This window comes from Pseudomonas sp. MDV22-iso1 (assembly GCF_058145095.1).
Genome location: NZ_JBYVMF010000004.1, coordinates 278,172 through 298,583, shown reverse-complemented (window position 1 = coordinate 298,583; position 20,412 = coordinate 278,172). Strand labels below are relative to the sequence as shown.

General features: G+C 58.8%; 15 protein-coding genes. 14 read left to right on the top strand and 1 reads right to left on the bottom strand.

All coding sequences use genetic code 11. From position 1 onward, the window contains the following. Window positions 1-78: 78 nt before the first annotated feature. The 13 genes from AC3ZVB_RS07635 to ureC all read left to right on the top strand — a co-directional run bounded on the left by AC3ZVB_RS07635 (window position 79) and on the right by ureC (window position 14,558). Complete coding sequence (locus tag AC3ZVB_RS07635) at window positions 79-2,196, top strand: TonB-dependent copper receptor (protein WP_490146210.1); 2,118 nt, start codon at window positions 79-81, stop codon at window positions 2,194-2,196. Between the two features lie 172 nt (window positions 2,197-2,368). After that, a complete protein-coding gene (locus tag AC3ZVB_RS07630) occupies window positions 2,369-3,748 on the top strand; it encodes a PepSY-associated TM helix domain-containing protein (protein ID WP_490146209.1) in 1,380 nt (459 codons plus the stop codon). A gap of 397 nt (window positions 3,749-4,145) precedes the next feature. Next, window positions 4,146-5,411, top strand: coding sequence for an urea ABC transporter substrate-binding protein (urtA, locus tag AC3ZVB_RS07625; protein ID WP_162439151.1), 1,266 nt, complete (start codon window positions 4,146-4,148; stop codon window positions 5,409-5,411). 127 nt (window positions 5,412-5,538) lie between these two features. After that, entirely contained in the window at window positions 5,539-7,038 is a 1,500-nt protein-coding gene (gene urtB, locus AC3ZVB_RS07620; protein WP_490146208.1) for an urea ABC transporter permease subunit UrtB, read from the top strand. Continuing rightward, window positions 7,038-8,117, top strand: a complete 1,080-nt coding sequence (gene urtC / locus AC3ZVB_RS07615) for an urea ABC transporter permease subunit UrtC (RefSeq protein WP_490146207.1) — start codon at window positions 7,038-7,040, stop codon at window positions 8,115-8,117. Before urtB ends, urtC begins: the two co-directional genes overlap by 1 nt. Next, window positions 8,114-8,983 carry an urea ABC transporter ATP-binding protein UrtD gene (gene urtD, locus AC3ZVB_RS07610; protein ID WP_194691544.1) on the top strand — a complete coding sequence of 290 codons (870 nt, stop codon included), beginning with the start codon at window positions 8,114-8,116 and terminating at the stop codon, window positions 8,981-8,983. Before urtC ends, urtD begins: the two co-directional genes overlap by 4 nt. A 174-nt stretch (window positions 8,984-9,157) precedes the next feature. Then, window positions 9,158-9,856, top strand: coding sequence for an urea ABC transporter ATP-binding subunit UrtE (gene urtE / locus AC3ZVB_RS07605; protein ID WP_162439155.1), 699 nt, complete (start codon window positions 9,158-9,160; stop codon window positions 9,854-9,856). A gap of 155 nt (window positions 9,857-10,011) precedes the next feature. Further along, the gene (locus AC3ZVB_RS07600; RefSeq protein WP_194691545.1) at window positions 10,012-10,848 is read left to right on the top strand and encodes an urease accessory protein UreD; all 837 of its coding nucleotides are present in this window, start codon (window positions 10,012-10,014) and stop codon (window positions 10,846-10,848) included. 159 nt (window positions 10,849-11,007) lie between these two features. Further along, window positions 11,008-11,310, top strand: a complete 303-nt coding sequence (gene ureA / locus AC3ZVB_RS07595; protein ID WP_162439157.1) for an urease subunit gamma — start codon at window positions 11,008-11,010, stop codon at window positions 11,308-11,310. A gap of 9 nt (window positions 11,311-11,319) precedes the next feature. Continuing rightward, complete coding sequence (locus AC3ZVB_RS07590) at window positions 11,320-11,853, top strand: GNAT family N-acetyltransferase (RefSeq protein ID WP_490146206.1); 534 nt, start codon at window positions 11,320-11,322, stop codon at window positions 11,851-11,853. Between the two features lie 6 nt (window positions 11,854-11,859). Beyond that, on the top strand, window positions 11,860-12,393 hold the full coding sequence (locus AC3ZVB_RS07585; protein ID WP_162439159.1) for a GNAT family N-acetyltransferase: 534 nt from the start codon (window positions 11,860-11,862) through the stop codon (window positions 12,391-12,393). After that, window positions 12,393-12,701, top strand: a complete 309-nt coding sequence (locus AC3ZVB_RS07580; RefSeq protein WP_490146205.1) for an urease subunit beta — start codon at window positions 12,393-12,395, stop codon at window positions 12,699-12,701. The genes AC3ZVB_RS07585 and AC3ZVB_RS07580 overlap by 1 nt, the downstream gene beginning before the upstream one ends. A 156-nt stretch (window positions 12,702-12,857) precedes the next feature. Continuing rightward, window positions 12,858-14,558: an urease subunit alpha gene (ureC, locus tag AC3ZVB_RS07575; RefSeq protein WP_162439160.1), complete on the top strand. Its 1,701-nt coding sequence runs from the start codon at window positions 12,858-12,860 to the stop codon at window positions 14,556-14,558. A gap of 61 nt (window positions 14,559-14,619) precedes the next feature. Here ureC and AC3ZVB_RS07570 read toward each other — a convergent pair whose 3' ends face one another. After that, the gene (locus AC3ZVB_RS07570; protein ID WP_490146204.1) at window positions 14,620-19,713 is read right to left on the bottom strand and encodes an NEL-type E3 ubiquitin ligase domain-containing protein; all 5,094 of its coding nucleotides are present in this window, start codon (window positions 19,711-19,713) and stop codon (window positions 14,620-14,622) included. Window positions 19,714-19,957: 244 nt separating this feature from the next. Between AC3ZVB_RS07570 and AC3ZVB_RS07565 the strand changes: the two genes are divergently transcribed. Continuing rightward, on the top strand, window positions 19,958-20,412 hold a 455-nt coding region (locus AC3ZVB_RS07565), incomplete at its 3' end, for an RHS repeat-associated core domain-containing protein (RefSeq protein ID WP_490146203.1).

Sequence of the window (20,412 nt, the reverse complement as noted above, 5' to 3'; positions counted from 1 at the left end):
ACATCCGATCTCACACGGTATCGAAGACAGCCCAACGCTGCCGGCCGTGTCGTTTACGACTGTTCGATGGAAATTGTCATGTCCAGGTTTTCTGCTGACACACGCTTGAGCGCTGCCCAAGCTACTTTTGCCCTGAATGAATCCCGTGTTCGTTTCAGGCACGCCACCGCCCTTCTTTGTGGCGCTTTGCTGACACCCATGGTGCTGGCCGATGAACACGCAGGTCATGGCGAAGAACTGAGCCCGACGGTGATCACTGCCATCGCGCCCAGCTCCCCGCTGACCATCGTCACCAATCCCAAGGACCCGCGCCAACCGGTACCAGCCAGCGACGGCGGCGATTACCTGAAGACCATTCCAGGCTTCGCCCTGGTGCGCAACGGCGGCACCAACGGTGATCCCGTGTTGCGCGGCATGTTCGGTTCGCGGCTCAACATCCTCACCAACGGCGGCATGATGCTGGGCGCCTGCCCTGGCCGGATGGACGCACCAACCTCTTACATCTCGCCAGAAACCTACGACAAACTCACCGTCATCAAAGGCCCGCAAACCGTGTTATGGGGACCCGGCGCGTCGGCCGGCACCATCCTGTTCGACCGCGAGCCTGAACGCTTCGGCGAGCTCGGCACCCGGGTGAACGCCAGCGTGCTGGCCGGCTCCAACGGCCGCTTCGACAAGGTAGTGGATGCCGCTGCCGGTGGCCCGCTGGGTTATGTTCGGGTGATCGGCAACACCGCGCATGCCGACGACTACAAGGACGGCAACAACGACACCGTGCCGTCACGCTACGACAAGTGGAATGGCGACGTCGCGGTGGGCTGGACACCGGACGCCGATACCCTGCTGGAGTTGACTGCCGGCAAGGGCGATGGCGAAGCGCGTTACGCTGGACGCGGCATGGACGGCTCACAGTTCAAGCGTGAAAGCCTCGGCCTCCGTTTCGAGAAGTCGAACATGGGCGAGGTGCTGGATAAGGTCGAAGCGCAGGTCTACTACAACTACGCCGACCACGTGATGGACAATTACACCCTGCGCACGCCTTCCGGCACCGGGATGATGGCCGGCCCGATGGCCTCGAACGTCGACCGCCGGACCCTCGGTGCACGGATCAAGGCGACCTGGCGCTGGGCCGATGTGCAGTTGATCAGCGGCATCGACGCGCAGACCAACGAACACCGCCAACGCAGCGCCATGGGCATCGATACCTATAAGAACCTGCCGTACACCAAGGACGCCGACTTCCATAACTACGGCGTGTTCAGCGAGCTGACCTGGTACACCACCGACAGCGACCGGCTGATCACAGGTGCGCGACTGGACCGCGCCTCGGCCAAGGATTTCCGACAGACCACCGGCTCGGGGATGATGACGCGCCCCAATCCGACCGCCGACGACACCCGCGCCGACACCCTGCCCAGCGGCTTCGTCCGCTACGAGCATGACCTGGCGGACAGCCCGACCACGCTCTATGCCGGCCTAGGTCACACCCAGCGGTTCCCGGATTACTGGGAACTGTTCTCGCCCAACTCCGGGCCTGTCGGATCGGTGAACGCCTTCGATTCGATCAAACCCGAAAAAACCACCCAGCTCGATTTCGGCCTGCAATACAAAACCGAAGAACTCGACGCCTGGGCCTCGGGTTACATCGGGCAGGTACGCGACTACATCCTGTTCAACTACACGCCCGGAATGATGGGCATGACCTCCCAGGCCGAGAACATCGACGCGCGGATCATGGGTGGCGAACTCGGCGCGGCCTACAAGCTGACCAGCCACTGGAAGGCTGATGCAACCCTGGCCTACGCCTGGGGCAAGAACAGCAGCGACGGCAGCGCATTGCCACAAATGCCGCCGCTGGATGCACGTTTCGGCTTGACCTACAGCGAAGATAACTGGAGCGCCGGCGCACTGTGGAGAGTGGTCGCCGCGCAAAACCGTATCGACCAGAACAAGGGCAACGTGGTCGGCAAGGACTTCGACAAAACGGCAGGCTTCGGGGTGTTCTCGCTCAATGGTGCCTACCGGATCAACAAGAACTGGAAGGTCAGTTCTGGTGTGGACAACCTGTTCGGCAAGGCTTACGCCGAGCACCTGAACCTGGCGGGGAACGCGGGTTTCGGCTACCCGGCCAATGACCCGCAGGCCATTAAAGAACCGGGGCGCACGCTCTGGACCAAAGTGGACATGAGCTTCTAACAAGAAAAGTCAAAAGATCGCAGCCAGCGGCCGCTCCTGCATGAACAGGATCTCCCGTAGCCGCTCTGTAGGAGCGGTGTAGGAGCGGTGTAGGAGCGGTGTAGGAGCTGTCGAGTGAAACGAGGCTGCGATCTTTTAACAAACGACTGATTCGCCAAGCGGAGCACAACCAATGAAACAGCCCAAAGTGAATTTCTACAACCTGGCCTGGCGTTGGCATTTCTATGCCGGTCTGTTCGTCGCGCCCTTCATGGTGATGCTCGCGTTGACCGGCGTCATTTACCTGTTCAAACCGCAACTCGATCCGTTGATGTACGGCAGCCTGCTGAACGTTCCGGCCGGCCACCACACGGTGGCGGCCGACGACCTGCTTAAACGGGTCAAAGAGGCGTATCCACAAGCAACGATCAAGCAATACCTGCCGCCAATCAGTGCAGAACGCAGCGCGCAATTTGTCGTCGTTAACGAAGGCACCGAGCTCAACGTGTTCGTCGACCCCTATCACGGCGATATCCTGGGTGAGCAAGACGCCAAGATGAATCTGCAGGCCATCGCGCGGTCGATTCACGGCGAGCTGATGATCGGCACCGTGGGGGATCGACTGGTCGAACTGGCCGCCGGCTGGGGCATTGTGCTGGTGGTCTCCGGCGTCTTCCTGTGGTGGCCGCGCGGTCAGGCAGCCGGCATTCTATGGCCGCGTTTGAGCAGTCGCGGTCGAGTGCTGTGGCGCGACCTGCACGCCGTCACCGGCTTTTGGGGCGCCGCGTTTCTGCTGGTGATGTTGCTCAGCGGCATGACCTGGACCGGCTTCTGGGGCAAACAATACGCGGGCGTGTGGAATGTCTTCCCGGATGCGATGTGGAATGACATGCCCAAGTCCGACGTCGAGGCTCGCAGCCTCAATACCGCCACGCGCCAGACCGTGCCCTGGGCGATGGAAAACACGCCGATGCCGATGTCCGGCGACCACGCCGAACACATGAACCACGGCGATGCGAAAGCTGGTCCTGCGGCACCGACCATCAGCTTGCAAGCGGTGCAAAACATCGCCCAGCAGCGCAAGGTCGAGCCGGGCTACAGCATCACGTTTCCGACCACCGCGACGGGCGTGTTCACTATCGCGGTGTTTGCCGACGACCCGCGAAACGACGCCACCCTGCATGTCGATCAATACACCGGCAACGTCCTCGCTGACGTGCGCTACGAGCATTACGGTACCGTGGCCCGCGCGACGGAAATCGGCGTAATGCTGCACGAAGGCAAAATGTTTGGGGTGTTCAACCAGATCATGGTGCTGCTGATCTGCCTGATGATTCTGCTCAGTGCCGTCAGTGGCGTGGTGATCTGGTGGAAGCGTCGTCCGCAGGGCAAATTCGGTGTGCCGCCACTGCGTCACGACCTGCCGAAATGGAAAACCGCGATGGTTATCATGTTCGCCCTGGCGGTGGCGTTCCCGCTTGTGGGTGCGTCGCTCGTGGTGGTGTGGATTTTGGATAAGGTGCTGTTTTCGCGCTTCAATCGGCACACCGAATCGGCCTCATCGTCATCATGAAACGCACGAGATGATTTGATCTGAAGCCCGTCACTGATGATGCCGGAGACCCTCTGTAGGAGCTGCCGAGGGAACCGAGGCTGCGATCTTTTGATGTTGTTTTTTCAAGAGCAAGATCAAAAGATCGCAGCCTCGTTACACTCGACAGCTCCTACACAGCTCCTACACAGTTTCTACACACTGCAACTAATCCCACGGTCGCCCGCCCCAATCTGGCGCACCACCTCGCACCAGCGCGCCAGACGCGATCCTTCATAGTGCGCCGCCAGGCAGCGCAACCGCTCTAGTACGTCATTTCTCCGCCTTTCGCCGACCAGGCACAGCCCTTGCTAAAGACCCTTCAGTAGTCCGCATCTGCCAACCAAGAAAAATATCTAACGTTCATGGAGATCGCACAATGAAGCGTCGCAGCTTGATCAAGGCTTTCACACTATCGGCATCGATTGCCGCGATGGGCATGACCTGGACTGTCCAGGCCGCCGAGACCATCAAGGTCGGTATCCTGCACTCGTTGTCCGGCACCATGGCGATCTCTGAAACCTCCCTCAAAGACATGGCGTTGATGACCATCGACGAGATCAACGCCAAGGGCGGCGTGAACGGCAAGATGCTGGAGCCTGTGGTGGTCGACCCAGCGTCGAACTGGCCGTTGTTCGCCGAAAAAGGCCGGCAGCTGCTGACTCAGGACAAGGTTGCCGTGGTCTTTGGCTGCTGGACGTCGGTGTCGCGCAAATCGGTATTGCCAGTGTTCGAAGAGCTCAATGGCCTGCTCTTCTATCCCGTGCAATATGAGGGCGAAGAGATGTCGCCGAACGTGTTCTACACCGGCGCCGCACCGAACCAGCAGGCGATCCCGGCCGTGGAATACCTGATGAGCGAAGAAGGCGGCAGTGCCAAGCGCTACTTCCTGCTCGGCACCGACTATGTCTACCCGCGTACCACCAATAAAATCCTGCGCTCGTTCCTGCATTCCAAAGGCGTGGCAGACAAAGACATCGAAGAGGTCTATACGCCATTCGGTCACAGCGATTACCAGACCATTGTGGCCAACATCAAAAAATTCTCGGCCGGTGGCAAGACAGCTGTCATCTCCACGGTCAACGGCGACTCCAACGTACCGTTCTATAAAGAACTCGCCAACCAGGGTTTGAAAGCCACCGATGTTCCGGTCGTGGCGTTCTCCGTCGGCGAAGAAGAGCTGCGCGGCATCGACACCAAACCCCTGGTAGGCAACCTGGCGGCGTGGAACTACTTCGAGTCGGTCCAGAACCCGGCGAACACCCGGTTCGTCGCCGACTGGAAAGCCTACGCCAAGAAACACAATTTGCCGGGCGCGGATAAAGCGGTGACCAACGACCCGATGGAAGCCACCTACGTCGGCATCCACATGTGGGCGCAAGCGGTAGAAAAAGCCAAATCCACCGACGTCGACAAGGTTCGCGAAGCCCTCGCCGGCCAGACCTTCGCCGCACCGTCCGGCTACACCCTGACCATGGACAAAACCAACCACCACCTGCACAAGCCCGTGATGATCGGCGAGATCCAGGCTGATGGTCAGTTCAACGTGGTGTGGCAGACCGAAGGCCCGATCCGTGCCGAACCGTGGAGCCCGTTCATTGTCGGCAACGACAAGAAGCCGGATTACGCGGTGAAGAGCAACTAAGTAGCAGGAACAAGCCCTTAACCCTGTAGGAGCCGAGCTTGCTCGCGATAGCGGTGCATCAGACACACCGTCATCGCGAGCAAGCTCGGCTCCCACAGGGTCCATCGTCGCCTTTCAGGACGTTGCTATGTCCCTATATCGTCTACTTGTCGCCTTTGCCTTTTTACTTTTGCCATTGGCCACCCACGCCAGCGACGCCGAAGACTTCGTCGCCGCCAATCCCGTGCAACAGGCAAAGCTGCTCGAATCCTGGGCTGCGCAGCCCGACCCTGCCCGTATCGAACTGATCAACGCCCTGCAACAAGGCGCGCTGACCGTCGACGGACAAGTCAAAACCCTGCGCCTGAACAACCGCCTGCGGGGTCTGATCGACACCGCGCTGGCCAGTCACCAACTGCTCGCGGCCGACGCAAAAATTCGCCTCGCCGCCGCGCAGCAACTGCAGAAAAGTGCCAAACCGGCGCAGCTGAAATTTCTCGATCAGCAACTCGTAGCCGAACAGGACGAGGGTGTTCACGCGGCCTTGAGTCTCGCACTGGCCAACCTGCAACTGGTGGACAGTGACCCGGCGGTGCGTCTCGCCGCCGTGCGCCTGCTCGGCGAAACCGGCGATCCGCTGGCTCGCACCCGCCTCGAAAGCCTGCTGGAACCAGGCGTCGAAACCGATTCCACGGTACGCACGGCAGCAGAAACCAGCCTGGCCCAGGTGAAACGCAAACTGCTGATCGGCGAGATCCTGGGGCAAGCCTTCAGCGGCATGTCCCTCGGTTCAATTCTGCTGCTGGCGGCACTCGGTCTGGCGATCACCTTCGGCCTGCTCGGGGTGATCAATATGGCCCACGGCGAGATGCTGATGCTGGGGGCTTACTCGACCTACGTCGTGCAGTTGATGTTCCAGCGCTTCGCACCACAGGCCATCGAGTTTTATCCCTTGATCGCGTTGCCGGTGGCGTTCTTCGTCACGGCGGCCATCGGCATGGCGCTCGAACGCACAGTCATCCGTCACTTGTATGGCCGCCCGCTGGAAACCCTGCTCGCCACCTGGGGCATCAGCCTGATGTTGATTCAACTCGTGCGATTACTGTTCGGCGCGCAGAACGTAGAAGTTGCCAACCCTGAGTGGCTCTCCGGCGGCATTCAAGTACTGCCCAACCTGGTGCTGCCGTACAACCGCATCGTGATCATCGCGTTTGCGCTGTTCGTGGTGGTGTTGACCTGGCTGCTGCTGAACAAAACACGCTTGGGACTGAACGTACGTGCCGTCACTCAGAACCGCAACATGGCCGCATGCTGCGGCGTGCCCACCGGACGCGTCGACATGCTCGCATTCGGCCTCGGCTCAGGCATTGCCGGACTCGGTGGCGTAGCCCTGAGCCAGATCGGCAACGTCGGCCCCGACCTCGGCCAGAGCTACATCATCGACTCGTTCCTGGTGGTGGTGCTCGGGGGTGTCGGTCAGTTGGCCGGCAGTGTGCTGGCCGCTTTCGGGCTGGGTATCGCCAACAAGATTCTCGAGCCGCAGATCGGTGCGGTGCTCGGCAAGATCCTGATCCTCGCGCTGATCATTCTGTTCATCCAGAAACGTCCGCAAGGCCTCTTTGCACTGAAAGGACGGGTGATCGACTGATGAACCAGCCTCTGCTCGTTACTGCGACAAAAAAAGCCGGCCCCAAAATAACGATCGCCGTTGGCGCGGTGATTCTCGTTCTGCTGCTGGCGTTGCCACTGCTTTCGCTGTTGCCCGCTGACAGCACACTGCACGTTTCCGCCTACACGCTGACATTGGTGGGCAAGATTCTTTGCTATGCCATCGTCGCTTTGGCGCTGGACCTGGTTTGGGGTTACGCCGGCCTGCTGTCCCTGGGTCACGGTCTGTTCTTCGCCCTCGGCGGCTACGCCATGGGCATGTACCTGATGCGCCAGGCCTCGGGGGATGGCCTGCCCGCGTTCATGACGTTCCTGTCCTGGACCGAATTGCCGTGGTACTGGACAGGCACCAGCAGTTTCCTCTGGTCGATGTGCCTGGTAGTGCTGGCACCGGGACTGTTGGCGCTGGTGTTCGGTTTCTTCGCGTTCCGCTCGCGGATCAAGGGCGTGTATTTTTCGATCATGACCCAGGCCCTGACCTTCGCCGGCATGCTGCTGTTTTTCCGAAATGAAACCGGGTTTGGCGGCAACAACGGCTTCACCAATTTCCGCACCATTCTGGGTTTTGGCATCACCGAGCCAGGCACTCGCGCCGTGCTGTTTTTTGCCACCGTGGTGTTGCTGGTGGCGAGCCTGTTCATCGGGTGGAGGCTGGCGCAAAGCAAGTTCGGCCGGGTGTTGACTGCGTTGCGCGACGCCGAAAATCGCCTGATGTTCTGTGGCTACGACCCGCGTGGTTTCAAGCTGTTTGTCTGGGTATTGAGCGCGGTGTTGTGCGGCTTGGCCGGCGCCTTGTACGTACCGCAAGTCGGCATCATCAACCCGAGTGAAATGTCGCCAACCAACTCCATCGAGGCCGCCGTCTGGGTAGCCCTGGGCGGTCGCGGCACGTTGATCGGGCCCCTGTTGGGTGCCGGTGTGGTCAACGGCATGAAGAGCTGGTTCACCGTCGCGTTCCCGGAATACTGGCTGTTCTTCCTCGGCGCGCTGTTCATCGTCGTGACCCTGTACCTGCCCAAAGGCGTGATCGGTCTGCTGAAGAAAAGGGGTGAACAATGAGAGTGACTGCGACGGCTGAATTCATGCTCGAACCGGCCTTCTTTCCCGTGGAGCCCAACAAGGATGCCGGCAGCAGTCGCGATGCCATCGGCCTCGGCCAACGCGCCGGCCCTGGCCTGGACACTCGCCACGGCACCATCCTGACCCTGGAGGACATCAGCGTCAGCTTTGATGGTTTCAAGGCGTTGAACAATCTGAACCTGTACATCGGTGTCGGTGAACTGCGCTGCATCATCGGCCCCAACGGCGCGGGCAAGACCACCCTGATGGACGTGATTACCGGCAAGACGCGTCCCAGTCATGGCAAGGCCTGGTTCGGTGAGACCCTCGACCTGACACAGATGAGCGAAGTGCAAATCGCTCAGGCGGGCATTGGTCGCAAGTTCCAGAAACCGACGGTGTTCGAAGCCCTGAGCGTGTTTGAAAACCTGGAGCTGGCGCAGAAAACCGACAAATCGGTATGGGCCAGCCTGCGGGCGAAGTTGAGTGGCGAACAGAAGGATCGCATCAGCGAGGTGCTGGAAACCATTCGCCTGACCAGCTCGGTCAATCGCCCCGCAGGTCTTCTGTCCCACGGTCAGAAGCAGTTCCTGGAGATCGGCATGTTGCTGATGCAGGACCCGCAACTGTTGCTGCTCGATGAGCCGGTGGCGGGCATGACCGACGCCGAAACCGAGTTCACCGCCGAACTGTTCAAACGCCTGGCCGGCAAGCATTCACTGATGGTCGTGGAGCACGACATGGGTTTTGTCGGCTCGATTGCCGACCACGTGACGGTGTTGCACCAGGGCAGCGTGCTGGCCGAAGGGTCGCTTGCACAAGTGCAGGATAACGAGCGGGTGATCGAGGTATATCTCGGTCGCTAGCAAAAAAACGCCTTACCCCTGTAGGAGCTGTCGAGTGAAACGAGGCTGCGATCTTTTGATCTTCATCAGGCACCCCATACCAGGATCAAAAGATCGCAGCCTCGTTTCACTCGACAGCTCCTACAGAACGTTTAGGTGGGGAAAGCAAGCCGTGTGCAACAGAAGGAATTTGAAATGCTGCAAGTCGACAAGCTGCACCAGTACTACGGCGGTAGCCACATCCTGCGCGGCCTGACGTTTGACGTGAAGGTGGGCGAGGTTACCTGCCTGCTCGGGCGCAACGGCGTCGGCAAGACCACCCTGCTCAAATGCCTGATGGGTTTGCTGCCCGCCAAAGAAGGCGCGGTGAATTGGGAAGGCAAGCCGATCACTACGTTCAAGCCGCATCAACGGGTGCATGCAGGCATCGCGTATGTGCCGCAAGGTCGCGAGATCTTCGGGCGCCTGACCGTGGAAGAAAACCTGCTGATGGGCCTGTCGCGTTTCCCGGGGGCCGAGGCCAAGGAAGTACCGGCCTTCATTTACGAACTGTTCCCGGTGTTGCTGCAAATGAAACAGCGGCGCGGCGGTGACTTGTCCGGTGGTCAGCAGCAACAGCTTGCCATCGGCCGGGCGCTGGCCAGCCGTCCGCGCCTGCTGATTCTTGATGAACCCACCGAAGGCATCCAGCCGTCGGTAATCAAGGAAATCGGCGCGGTCATCAAGAAGCTCGCGGCCCGTGGTGACATGGCGATTTTGCTGGTGGAGCAATTCTACGATTTCGCCGCCGAACTGGCCGATCACTACCTGGTGATGTCCCGGGGCGAAATCGTGCAGCAGGGTCGCGGCGAAAACATGGAAGCCGAGGGCGTACGAGGTCTGGTCACAATCTGAGCTGTTCACCTCACATGCAGCACCAATTTGCCGCACCCCGACCCTCGATGTGCGCCATGTTGGTGCCCCTCAACAAACAACAACCGCCTTCTGCTTGGGAAACGGACGGCACAGCCTTTGCAAATGCCTTCATGACTTCTCACTAAGCACTGACCATGACTCTTCCTGCTTCCGGCGCCTTTACCCCCAGCTGGCACGCCGAACTGGAACTGGGCTACGCCCGTTTCGGCGACAGTACGCGCCCGGTTCAGCGCCGACACCAAGGCCCGTTACGGGTGCAGAAACACCTGTACGCCGAAGGTCCCGAAGTGTGCCAGCACATCATCGTGCACCCACCGGGCGGAATTGCCGGGGGCGATCGCCTGGACATCTCGGCCAGTGTCGGCCGCGATGCCTGGGCGCAGATCACCAGCCCCGGCGCGGCCAAATGGTACCGCGCAGCCGGGCCTGCCTATCAGCAGCTGCAACTGAACGTGGCCGCCGGTGCAACCCTGGAATGGTTGCCCCAGGAGACGATCATTTTCAGTGCAGCACAGGCCGAACTCAGCACCGCCATCGACCTTGAAGGTGATGCCCGGCTGTTCTACTGGGACGTGGTGGCACTGGGTCGCCCGGCTAGCGGCGAACGCTTCGACCTCGGGCATTTTCAGTCCCGGCTCGACATCCGCCGCGATGGCCAGTTGCTCTGGCACGAACGTCAGCGCATTGTCGGGGCTGATGGTTTGCTTGATTCGCCAATAGGTCTGGATGGCCAACCGGTGTTTGCGACGTTGCTGGTGACGGGCGAAATCGATAGTGACTTGCTGGAGCAATGCCGCTCGCTGCCTCATGACGTGCGCGGCGATCTGACGCAATTGCCGGGGCTGCTGGTTGCACGATGCCTGGCCAGTGAAGCGTTGTTGGCACGCGGTTGGTTGATCGATTTATGGCGGTTGCTGCGCCCTGCGTTGCTCGGCCGGGAAGCCGTCCAACCCAGAATATGGAGCACCTGAAATACGCTCCCCTGTAGGAGTGAGCCTGCTGGCGATAGCGGTGTGTCAGGCAACTTATGTGTTGAATGTGCCGACGCTATCGCGAGCAGGCTCACTCCTACAGGGTTTTGTGTTTACAGATCCGAATACCTTTTTATCTGCCCAGATGGATTCCAAGCGATGGACCTGACCCCACGTGAAAAAGACAAGCTGCTGATCTTCACCGCCGGCCTCGTGGCCGAGCGGCGTTTGGCTCGCGGCGTGAAACTTAATTACCCCGAGGCCATGGCCTACATCTCCGCAGCGTTGCTTGAAGGCGCCCGTGACGGTCGAACCGTGGCCGAACTGATGCACTTCGGCACCACCCTGCTCACCCGTGAACACGTGATGGAAGGCATCCCGGAAATGATCCCGGAGATCCAGGTCGAAGCGACGTTTCCCGACGGCACCAAACTGGTGACCGTCCATCAACCCATCGCCTGAGGAAGCGCCATGACTTACCGCATCCGCGATGCCTTGCACGCCGACCTGCCGGCGATTCGCGATATCTACAACGATGCCGTACTCAATACCACGGCCATCTGGAACGAGCAGGCCGTCGACCTGGGCAACCGCCAGGCCTGGTTCAGCGCGCGACAGTCCCTGGGGTATCCCATCCTCGTAATCGTCGACGCTGATAACACCGTACTGGGCTACGCTTCGTTCGGCGACTGGCGGCCGTTCGATGGCTTTCGCCACACGGTCGAACACTCGGTCTACGTGCGCAGCGATCAGCGTGGCAATGGCCTCGGACCGCAACTGATGACGGTGCTGATCGAACGCGCCAAAAGCTGTGACAAGCACATCATGGTTGCCGCCATCGAGAGTGGTAACGCCGCCTCCATTCGTTTGCATGAACGAGCCGGGTTTGTGACGACCGGACAGATGCCCCAGGTCGGCACCAAGTTCGGTCGCTGGCTGGACCTGACCTTCATGCAACTGACCCTCAATCCTGGCGCGCCACCACCGCTCGCCCACAAGGAGTGACACCCGATGAATGCCGCCCAACTGCGTCGCGTCAATGTCGACAGTTTTGCGCACTACCGTCAGGGGCTGATTGACCTGCTGCTCGACGCGGTGGGTTATGGCGCGAGTGTCGGTTTCATGGCTGACCTGGACACTACCCAGGCACGCGCCTATTTCGATGACGTCCAGGAGGACCTTAACAAAGGCAACGTGCTGCTCTGGGTGGTGGTCAAGGACGAACAGGTTCAAGCAAGCGTGCAACTGAGCTTGTGCCAGAAAGCCAATGGGCTGAACCGCGCGCAAGTGCAAAAACTGCTGGTGCGTGAACACGCGCGTCGGCGCGGCCTGGGCCAGCAATTGATGAGCGCTCTGGAAACCGCCGCCCTTCAGCACAAGCGCGGCATGCTGTACCTCGACACAGAGGCCGGCTCACCCGCAGAGGACTTCTACAAGGCCCTGGGTTACACCCGCGCCGGCCAGATCCCCGACTTCGCCTGCGACCCGAGCGGCCAGTACAAACCGACCGCCCTCTACTACAAGATCCTGCAAGGAGCCCATTGATGATTCCCGGTGAATACCAGATCCAGCCCGGCGACATCGAACTCAATGTCGGCCGTCGCACAGTCAGCCTGAAAGTGGCCAACAGCGGCGACCGACCGATCCAGGTCGGCTCGCACTATCACTTTTTCGAAACCAACGATGCCCTGACATTTGACCGTTCCGCCAGCCGCGGCATGCGCCTGAATATCCCCGCCGGTACCGCCGTGCGCTTCGAGCCGGGGCAAAGCCGCGAAGTCGAGCTGGTGGACCTGGCGGGGCATCGCCGGGTGTTCGGGTTTGCCGGGCGGATCATGGGTGACCTCGACTGACTGTGGCGAGGGGATTTATCCCCGTTCGGGTGCGAAGAACCCGCAATCTGGCGAATGCGTTATTGCAGAGAGATCGGAGTGCCAGGTTTTACGACCGCTGCGCGGCCGAACGGGGATAAATCCCCTCGCCACAATACATTTGTGCAAGGAATTACGATGAAGATTTCCCGTCAAGCCTACGCCGACATGTTCGGCCCCACCGTCGGCGACAAGGTCCGTCTGGCCGATACCGAACTGTGGATCGAAGTGGAAAAAGACTTCACCACCTACGGTGAAGAAGTGAAGTTCGGTGGCGGCAAAGTTATCCGCGACGGCCAGGGCCAGAGCCAATTGCTCGCCGCCGAAGTGGTCGACACTGTGATCACCAACGCACTGATCATCGACCATTGGGGCGTGGTCAAAGCCGACGTCGGCCTCAAAGACGGGCGCATTGCCGGGATCGGCAAGGCTGGCAACCCGGACGTGCAGCCGAACGTCAGTATTGCGATCGGCGCCAGCACCGAAGTGATTGCCGGTGAAGGCATGATCCTCACCGCTGGCGGCATCGACACCCACATCCACTTCATCTGCCCACAGCAGATCGAAGAGGCATTGATGAGCGGTGTCACCACCATGATCGGCGGTGGAACCGGTCCCGCGACCGGCACCAACGCCACCACCTGCACCTCCGGCCCTTGGCACCTGGCACGCATGCTTCAGGCCGCCGATGCCTTCCCGATGAACATCGGCCTCACCGGCAAAGGCAACGCGAGCCTGCCGGAGCCGCTGATCGAGCAGGTCAAGGCCGGTGCCATCGGCCTGAAATTGCACGAAGACTGGGGCACCACGCCGGCGAGCATCGACAATTGCCTGACCGTTGCCGACCAATACGATGTTCAGGTGGCGATTCACACCGACACGCTTAATGAATCGGGCTTCGTCGAAACCACCCTCGCCGCGTTCAAGGGGCGCACCATTCACACCTACCACACCGAAGGCGCCGGTGGCGGCCACGCGCCGGACATCATCAAAGCCTGCGGCTTCCCCAACGTGCTGCCGAGTTCGACCAACCCGACCCGGCCGTTCACCCGCAACACCATCGACGAACACCTCGACATGCTGATGGTCTGCCACCACCTGGACCCGAGTATTGCCGAAGATGTGGCATTCGCCGAAAGCCGCATCCGTCGGGAAACCATTGCCGCCGAAGACATCCTCCACGACCTCGGCGCGTTCTCGATGATCAGCTCCGACAGCCAGGCCATGGGGCGCGTCGGTGAAGTCATCACGCGCACCTGGCAGACTGCCGACAAGATGAAAAAACAGCGCGGCCCACTGCCGGGTGACGGTGAAGGCAACGACAACTTCCGCGCCAAACGCTACATCGCCAAGTACACCATCAACCCCGCGATCACTCACGGTATCAGCCACGAAGTGGGCTCGGTCGAAGTGGGGAAATGGGCGGATCTGGTGCTGTGGCGTCCGGCATTTTTTGGCGTAAAACCCTCGCTGATTCTCAAGGGTGGCGCGATTGCAGCCAGCCTGATGGGCGATGCCAACGCGTCGATACCGACACCGCAACCGGTGCACTACCGTCCGATGTTCGCCAGTTACGGCGGCTCGCTGCATGCCACCAGCCTGACCTTTATCAGCCAGGCAGCGCAGGAGGCCGGCTTACCGGAAGCCTTGGGGTTGAAGAAGAAAATCGCCGTGGTCAAAGGCTGTCGCGACGTGCAGAAAACCGACCTGATCCACAATGATTACCTGCCACAGATCGATGTCGACCCGCAGACCTATCAGGTGAAAGCCGACGGGGTTTTGTTGTGGTGCGAGCCGGCTGAAACCTTGCCCATGGCACAACGTTACTTCCTGTTCTAACGGACGCTGAACGTAAAAAGCCCCGAATGCGGCATCGCATTCGGGGCCCGTCAAACATCAATCAACTGGCAGACTGGACCGTAAACGGTATCTCCGTCCTTCGCAGCTTTGCACGCTCGATGGCTTGCTCGGTCAAGGACTTTTCCAGGTTCTTGATTGCGATAAATTGGTCCATTTCATCCGCATCCTGCATGGCCAGCTTCAACGCGTCGAAATCACTGCGATACGTTGTTTCCAGGTACGACCTCCAGAAAGGCTGCTCAAGTATGCTCTCCGCAAGCAGCTCCCCCTGCTCCAGGCCCAACACATGGAGACGAGCAGCGGTGATCATTTCCGGCTCAACGCCAGCCATTGTCCTGAACAGCATGCCACGCGATTGCCACGGCAGATCCAGGCTTTCGGCCAAATCAGTCATGTAGGCCAGCTGAACTTCCACTTCATCGATCGTCCCGATAACAGTGCCGTCGGGACCTGCTCGCCTGAATGTCTCTCCGTTCGCCAAGCGATCGGCAATGCGCCGACGTGCAATCGCGCCGATCTCATCCAGTCGGGACTTGCCTCTGGCCAATTCCACCAGTTCGGCCTCGACAAGGGCGGGGCTCTGCAGAGCGTAAGCCTCCTTGACCAGCACCTTGACGCCCAGGGCGTTGAACAATTGACTTGCCCCATCGGAACACTCAGTCACGACAATCGATTCGGAGAACGCCGTCTCACGCAATTCAGCATCCTCGTACATGGCCTCCAGCAGTCGCCAGACCTTGGCCGTCAGTGCGCTGCGATAGGTCGTTTCAGGAGAGCTGAAATCAGCCGATTCTGTCAGCCGGCGTATGACATCGAAAAATTGTTCGGACCCTGACTCATCCTCAAGCTCGTCCCAAAGAATCAACCTTTCCCTGAACACCGCATCAGGCATGCCCTGCGCCCATTTAAGGCTGTCCAGCAAACCTCGGGGTGGGTAAGGGCGCTCCGGGTCCATGCCCACAGATTCGGTATACCGTTTGAGCTTTTCCAGGACATCAGCCGGCATCCACTCGGGTTCGCGACTGACGAAGGTGCGGGCGAGCAGCTCCGCGCGGAACGAACCCGGTGCAATATCGGGGATCTCTGTCAATCGGTTGAATTTCAGATTCAGATGAATATGACGCGGTCGGGATTTGCCGAACAGTCCGATGGGCCATTCTTTGATGCCGGTGCTCTCAAGATTGAGAACCGCCAGTCTTGGCATCTGGCTGATGTCAGGCACCAGTCCTAATGGATTTCCAGGCAATGAAAGAAGCTCTAACCGGGTCAAGCCTCGCAGTCGCGCCACCGCTTGACGGGTCAATACGATTTGATTGTTATCCATGCACAAACTGGTCAAATGTCGCAGGTCACCGATTACCGGCGGCAACCGGTTTAACGTATTGCTGCCCAGATCCAGCGTGCGAAGCCCGGGAAAATGCTCGAGAAACTCTCCTTGGCTACTGAGCATGCTGGCTTCGCGCATACTCAGGCTCGTAACGTGGTCAAAATTGGCGTTCAGTCTGGGAAAGCTCGAAAGATGCCGGCTCATCGCCATACCGTCCAGATTAAGGTGCTGCGCGCGAACGATGCCAGGGGCATCGACCCCCGCCGGCCCTGTCCTTTGCCAACATTGCCTGATCGCCCGATAGAGCCTGTTTCGCGATTCCCATTCCGCCACTCCGGCGGGACTGAAGCGAAAGGACACGGTCGGAGAGTTCATCCAGCGTTGTAGCGTACCGTTGAGCTCGTTGAATTCGTTCTCCAAGGCGATGACTCGCGCTTGCGCTGCACCGGACACGGGTCCCAGTACGGCTGCAATCTGTTCGTCGGAATACTCCGGATAAAGAGTACTGACCCGACGCCGCAACAACGGGTCATCGGCGATCCCGCGATACCCCGGCATGCCGCCACGAAGACGCATTGTTTCAGGGTCATAAGCCGGTTTACGCTCCGGGTGCTCGCTTAAAACCGATTCGAATTGCTCGCGATCAAGCGGTGAGCGTTGCAGGTCAAGCTTGAGTCGCTCCCCCTCGAAAATGTCATACCCCAGCGCCCGTCGCTCTTTGTCTGGCAATGCGCGCAACAACGAAGCAAAGAAATTATCATTCCCGTGCAAATGCTGATTGCTCTCGTCACGCGCCTGATAGCCCCCCTCATCTTCAAGAATCAACACTTTGCGAATGGGGGCCTCTTCAGGGCCTATGCTGGCGTAAAGCTTACCGTTAAACGAAAACTCGCGGATTTCGATACGCACATCGTTCGACCAACCCGGCAATGTAGCCAACGACGCCAGCTCCAACCGTCGCGTATCGTTGTTCTCCAGCGCCTCAAGGTAAAGCCCCTCATAGGCTCGACTGACGCGCACCCGTTGCTGAGCCTGGCGTGCCTGTTCGCGCAAGCGCAAGGGAAGGGTCTGCTTATCTGACAGGTGCTTGAGGTCCGCTGCAGTGGCATCCTGCAACAGGCGTTCGGCCACAGCATTCGGCAATTGCGGATAGGCATCGGTTATCAGATGGACCTGGGCCGCGCCGGCTTCCTCGTGTTGTTTGTACAGGGCTTCAAACAGCTGCTTGTGTTTTTTGGTCGCCTCGCTCGCCAACTGTTCCTTCAGAGCCTGAACGCGCAACTCCCTTTTACTGGAAATTGATTGCCCAAGCAGTTCATGGACTTCCCGCTCATCAAGGGTTTCCACAGTGCGCTGTGGCAATTTTCCTGCACGGAGTTCGGCTCGGCTCAACTTGATCCGTCGGGCACTGGTTGCATCAATGTTGCCGATGATCGTTGAAGGGCCGTTCAAATCAGGGCTCTCAAAAATTTCTACGGCCCTGCCTTCCGGCCAGCGGGGCAAGTCGGTCATGAGGCGCGTGACATTGTCCGCCAAACGCTCGGGAACCTGATTGGCAATTATTTGCCGACCTGTTTCGCCCGCTTCGGCATACAGCCTGAAACGTTTGATCGAATCGCTGAGCATGATTGGCGGCGGGTCGAGTTCGACATGCAGCCGACGCAGCTCGCCTTCCGAAATACCCGCCACAGTGCAGATTTGTTCAAGTTTTTCAGTTGACCAGTCGTTCACTGAAGTGCCCAGTCGCCGCAACAAACGCTCCTTGCTCCAGGTCAACGGTTGGTCGACTTCGGTCTTCCAGGCTCCCGCACCGTTATGCTCAACCACAGGTTGATAGGCTTGCGGTCGAGTTGGATGCTGCAAACGGTGCTGCCCGGTTTCAGCGTCCTGGGCGAGCGCGAAATGCTTGTCATCAAGCGGCAGAAAATGCTGACCCTCATGTTGGTAGATACCCAACCCGTTTGCCTGAGCTGACTCAGGCAATACCGATGGACGTTCGTAGGCGGTCAAATCGGGATTCCAGAGCTTTTCTGCGCCGTTGATTTGCACCGGTTTGAGTTGATCGACGAAAGAAGACGGTTTGATCGCAATGACGTTTGTCGGCAGTAAGTGCCCCGCCCCCATCAGCGCCAGCTGTGCAAAGTTGATGAGGGCGCCATTGATGTATCCCGATGCCTCCTCCTTATCGCCGTTACTCCAGTCCTCAATGCCTTCAGCCAGGTCCGCGAGCATCTGCGCCACCATCACTCCCAGCACCGCTTCACCCAGTCCCGGGACCAGCAACGCGCCGAAATTGAACACATTCCAGCCGATCTCCAGAATGCTGGTCAGACGTTTCCAACGGGCTGCCGCGTCTTCATCGCCGGTCGGCACTGCAATTTTTCGGGCATCCGCGATTGCCTTGTCCCGTCGCTGCTGGAAAAGTGTGCCCCACAGATCACCTGCAATCAGGTTGGTGATCGGCTCTGCATTAGGGTTCTCAATTGCGGTTTCCCGCCACCATGGCCCCATGTCCAATGGTTCAGGTTGTTGCAAGGTAAAGGTCTTGAGACGTTCGTTAACGCGAGTAAAAAATCGCCCTTTGTCCTTCTGCTCCACGAACCGGCTGAAAAACTCCTGATACTCCGGGGTGCACAAGCGGCCGATCAACGTTGCCATGAAATCCGTCAACGAAGCGTATTCCTTCAGCGGATGCTCTGGATCGTCGGGGATATAAGCGATCACCGGACCGTTCAAGCGACTCTGATTGTAAATATCTTCGTTGCGCAGAGTTTCATCGAGGACGCCTTGTGGTCCGTTGGCAAAGAAGTTCTGCAGCAACTTGTATCGTTCATACAGGTTTCCCGACAACACCGGTATTCGGCGAGACCAGTCAAGCCAGAAAGATAAACTTTGCGGCGTGAGCTCCTCGATCGCTTTCTTTATTTCCGAGGGTTCGCTCAAGGCACTGAACAGTGTAATTCCCGTCAGTCTGAAACCCATCAGCGACAAACGATGATTGAGCAGTGGGCGGCCATACAACTTGACACTTCGCTTGCCCTCGACAATATGTTGAAGGCTGTCATAGGCGTCCGTACTGATGTCCCGTTTCAGGCGCGATACCAACGCTGAATACCTGAATGCTGCTTTCTCACTGGCGATCGAGCGCTGCGCCAGTGTGCGCCTGGCATTGAGGTCCTCTGGCAGTAGTTGCTCTTTAAGGTGGGTCTGGTATTGCGCACCGATGTCCAGTGTGCGACATAACGAAGCAAATTTTTGCACCGTTATACGTGTGTCCCGCACGGGGGTGTCTTGAGCATCTTTGCGGAACACACCGGATCCTGCGCGAAAGGTTCCTTCCTGGGTTTCCGCCTCCTCGAAGTTGTGCAACGCTGCCGCGAGCAACGAAGAGCTCCTGATAACACTGGCTCCGGTGTCGATTCCGAAAATAATCTTGCTCGGCACCGTCAGTTGCAAAGTGAGGCTTTTCGGGTCTTCGTCAATATCGAAATGTGCTTTCAACGCGACCTTGAGCAATGGTTCGGCAAAGGTATCGATACCCTGCTGCAACCCCTCGAAAAGCTGATCTACGGCGCTCTGCAGCCGCCAATGATCATTGAGTAATTGTTTGAGGTGATGGCGATCGGCGCTGCTGGCGCCCAGGTACCATCCCGGCATCTTTGTTTCGCTATTAATGAGCGATTTCAACTGTGCCAATGAGGCGTTACGCACGGCGTCGGGAATGGTATTTACTACTCGATCATAATGAATACCACTGACGGCCGTAGAGGTAAGTTCAAGCAGGTGGCTTCCTTGCGAATCAGACATGGTTCAACAACCTTAAAATCAGTTTTTTGAACCCACTAGATTATTCACACACTCAAAAAACAAAAGATCAAATAACTGTCCGTTAATTGTCTAATCAAACGCAAAACAGTCGAGAAACAACATAGTTAAAATACATAAATACAGCCTCAGACAGGAACGTTTGTACCTATCAGATCTGCTAGTACCCGATGGCTGACGAACAGAGTATTTTTAAAGCCCCACGACCTCGACAAGGAAGCCCGTTATGACTCGCTCTCATGCAGATGCCCCCAAATCCTCTCGAACGTCACGCACCCTTCTGCTGGCGACAGACAATAAAAACTCCGTCCTCGCGGAAATCGACGGGGGCAAGCTCAATCCTGTTGCTTACTCGGCTTACGGTCAGCTGTCCGCTCAGGAGGGTGTGGCGACAGGGCTCGGATTCAATGGCGCGCTACGAGAAAGGCAGGTTGGGTGGTATCTGCTGGGGAATGGCTATCGCGCTTACAACCCGACATTGATGCGCTTTCATAGCCCCGATAGTTGGAGCCCGTTTGGGGGCGGTGGGTTGAATGCGTATATGTATTGCGTGGGGGATCCGGTGAATTTTTCGGATCCAACGGGGCATATACGGTTAGGGGACATTTTTCGCTCCACCAGGCCTACATCTGCACCGCAAAACCTAACTCGGATTCCATCTATGCCTAATACCTATGTGCC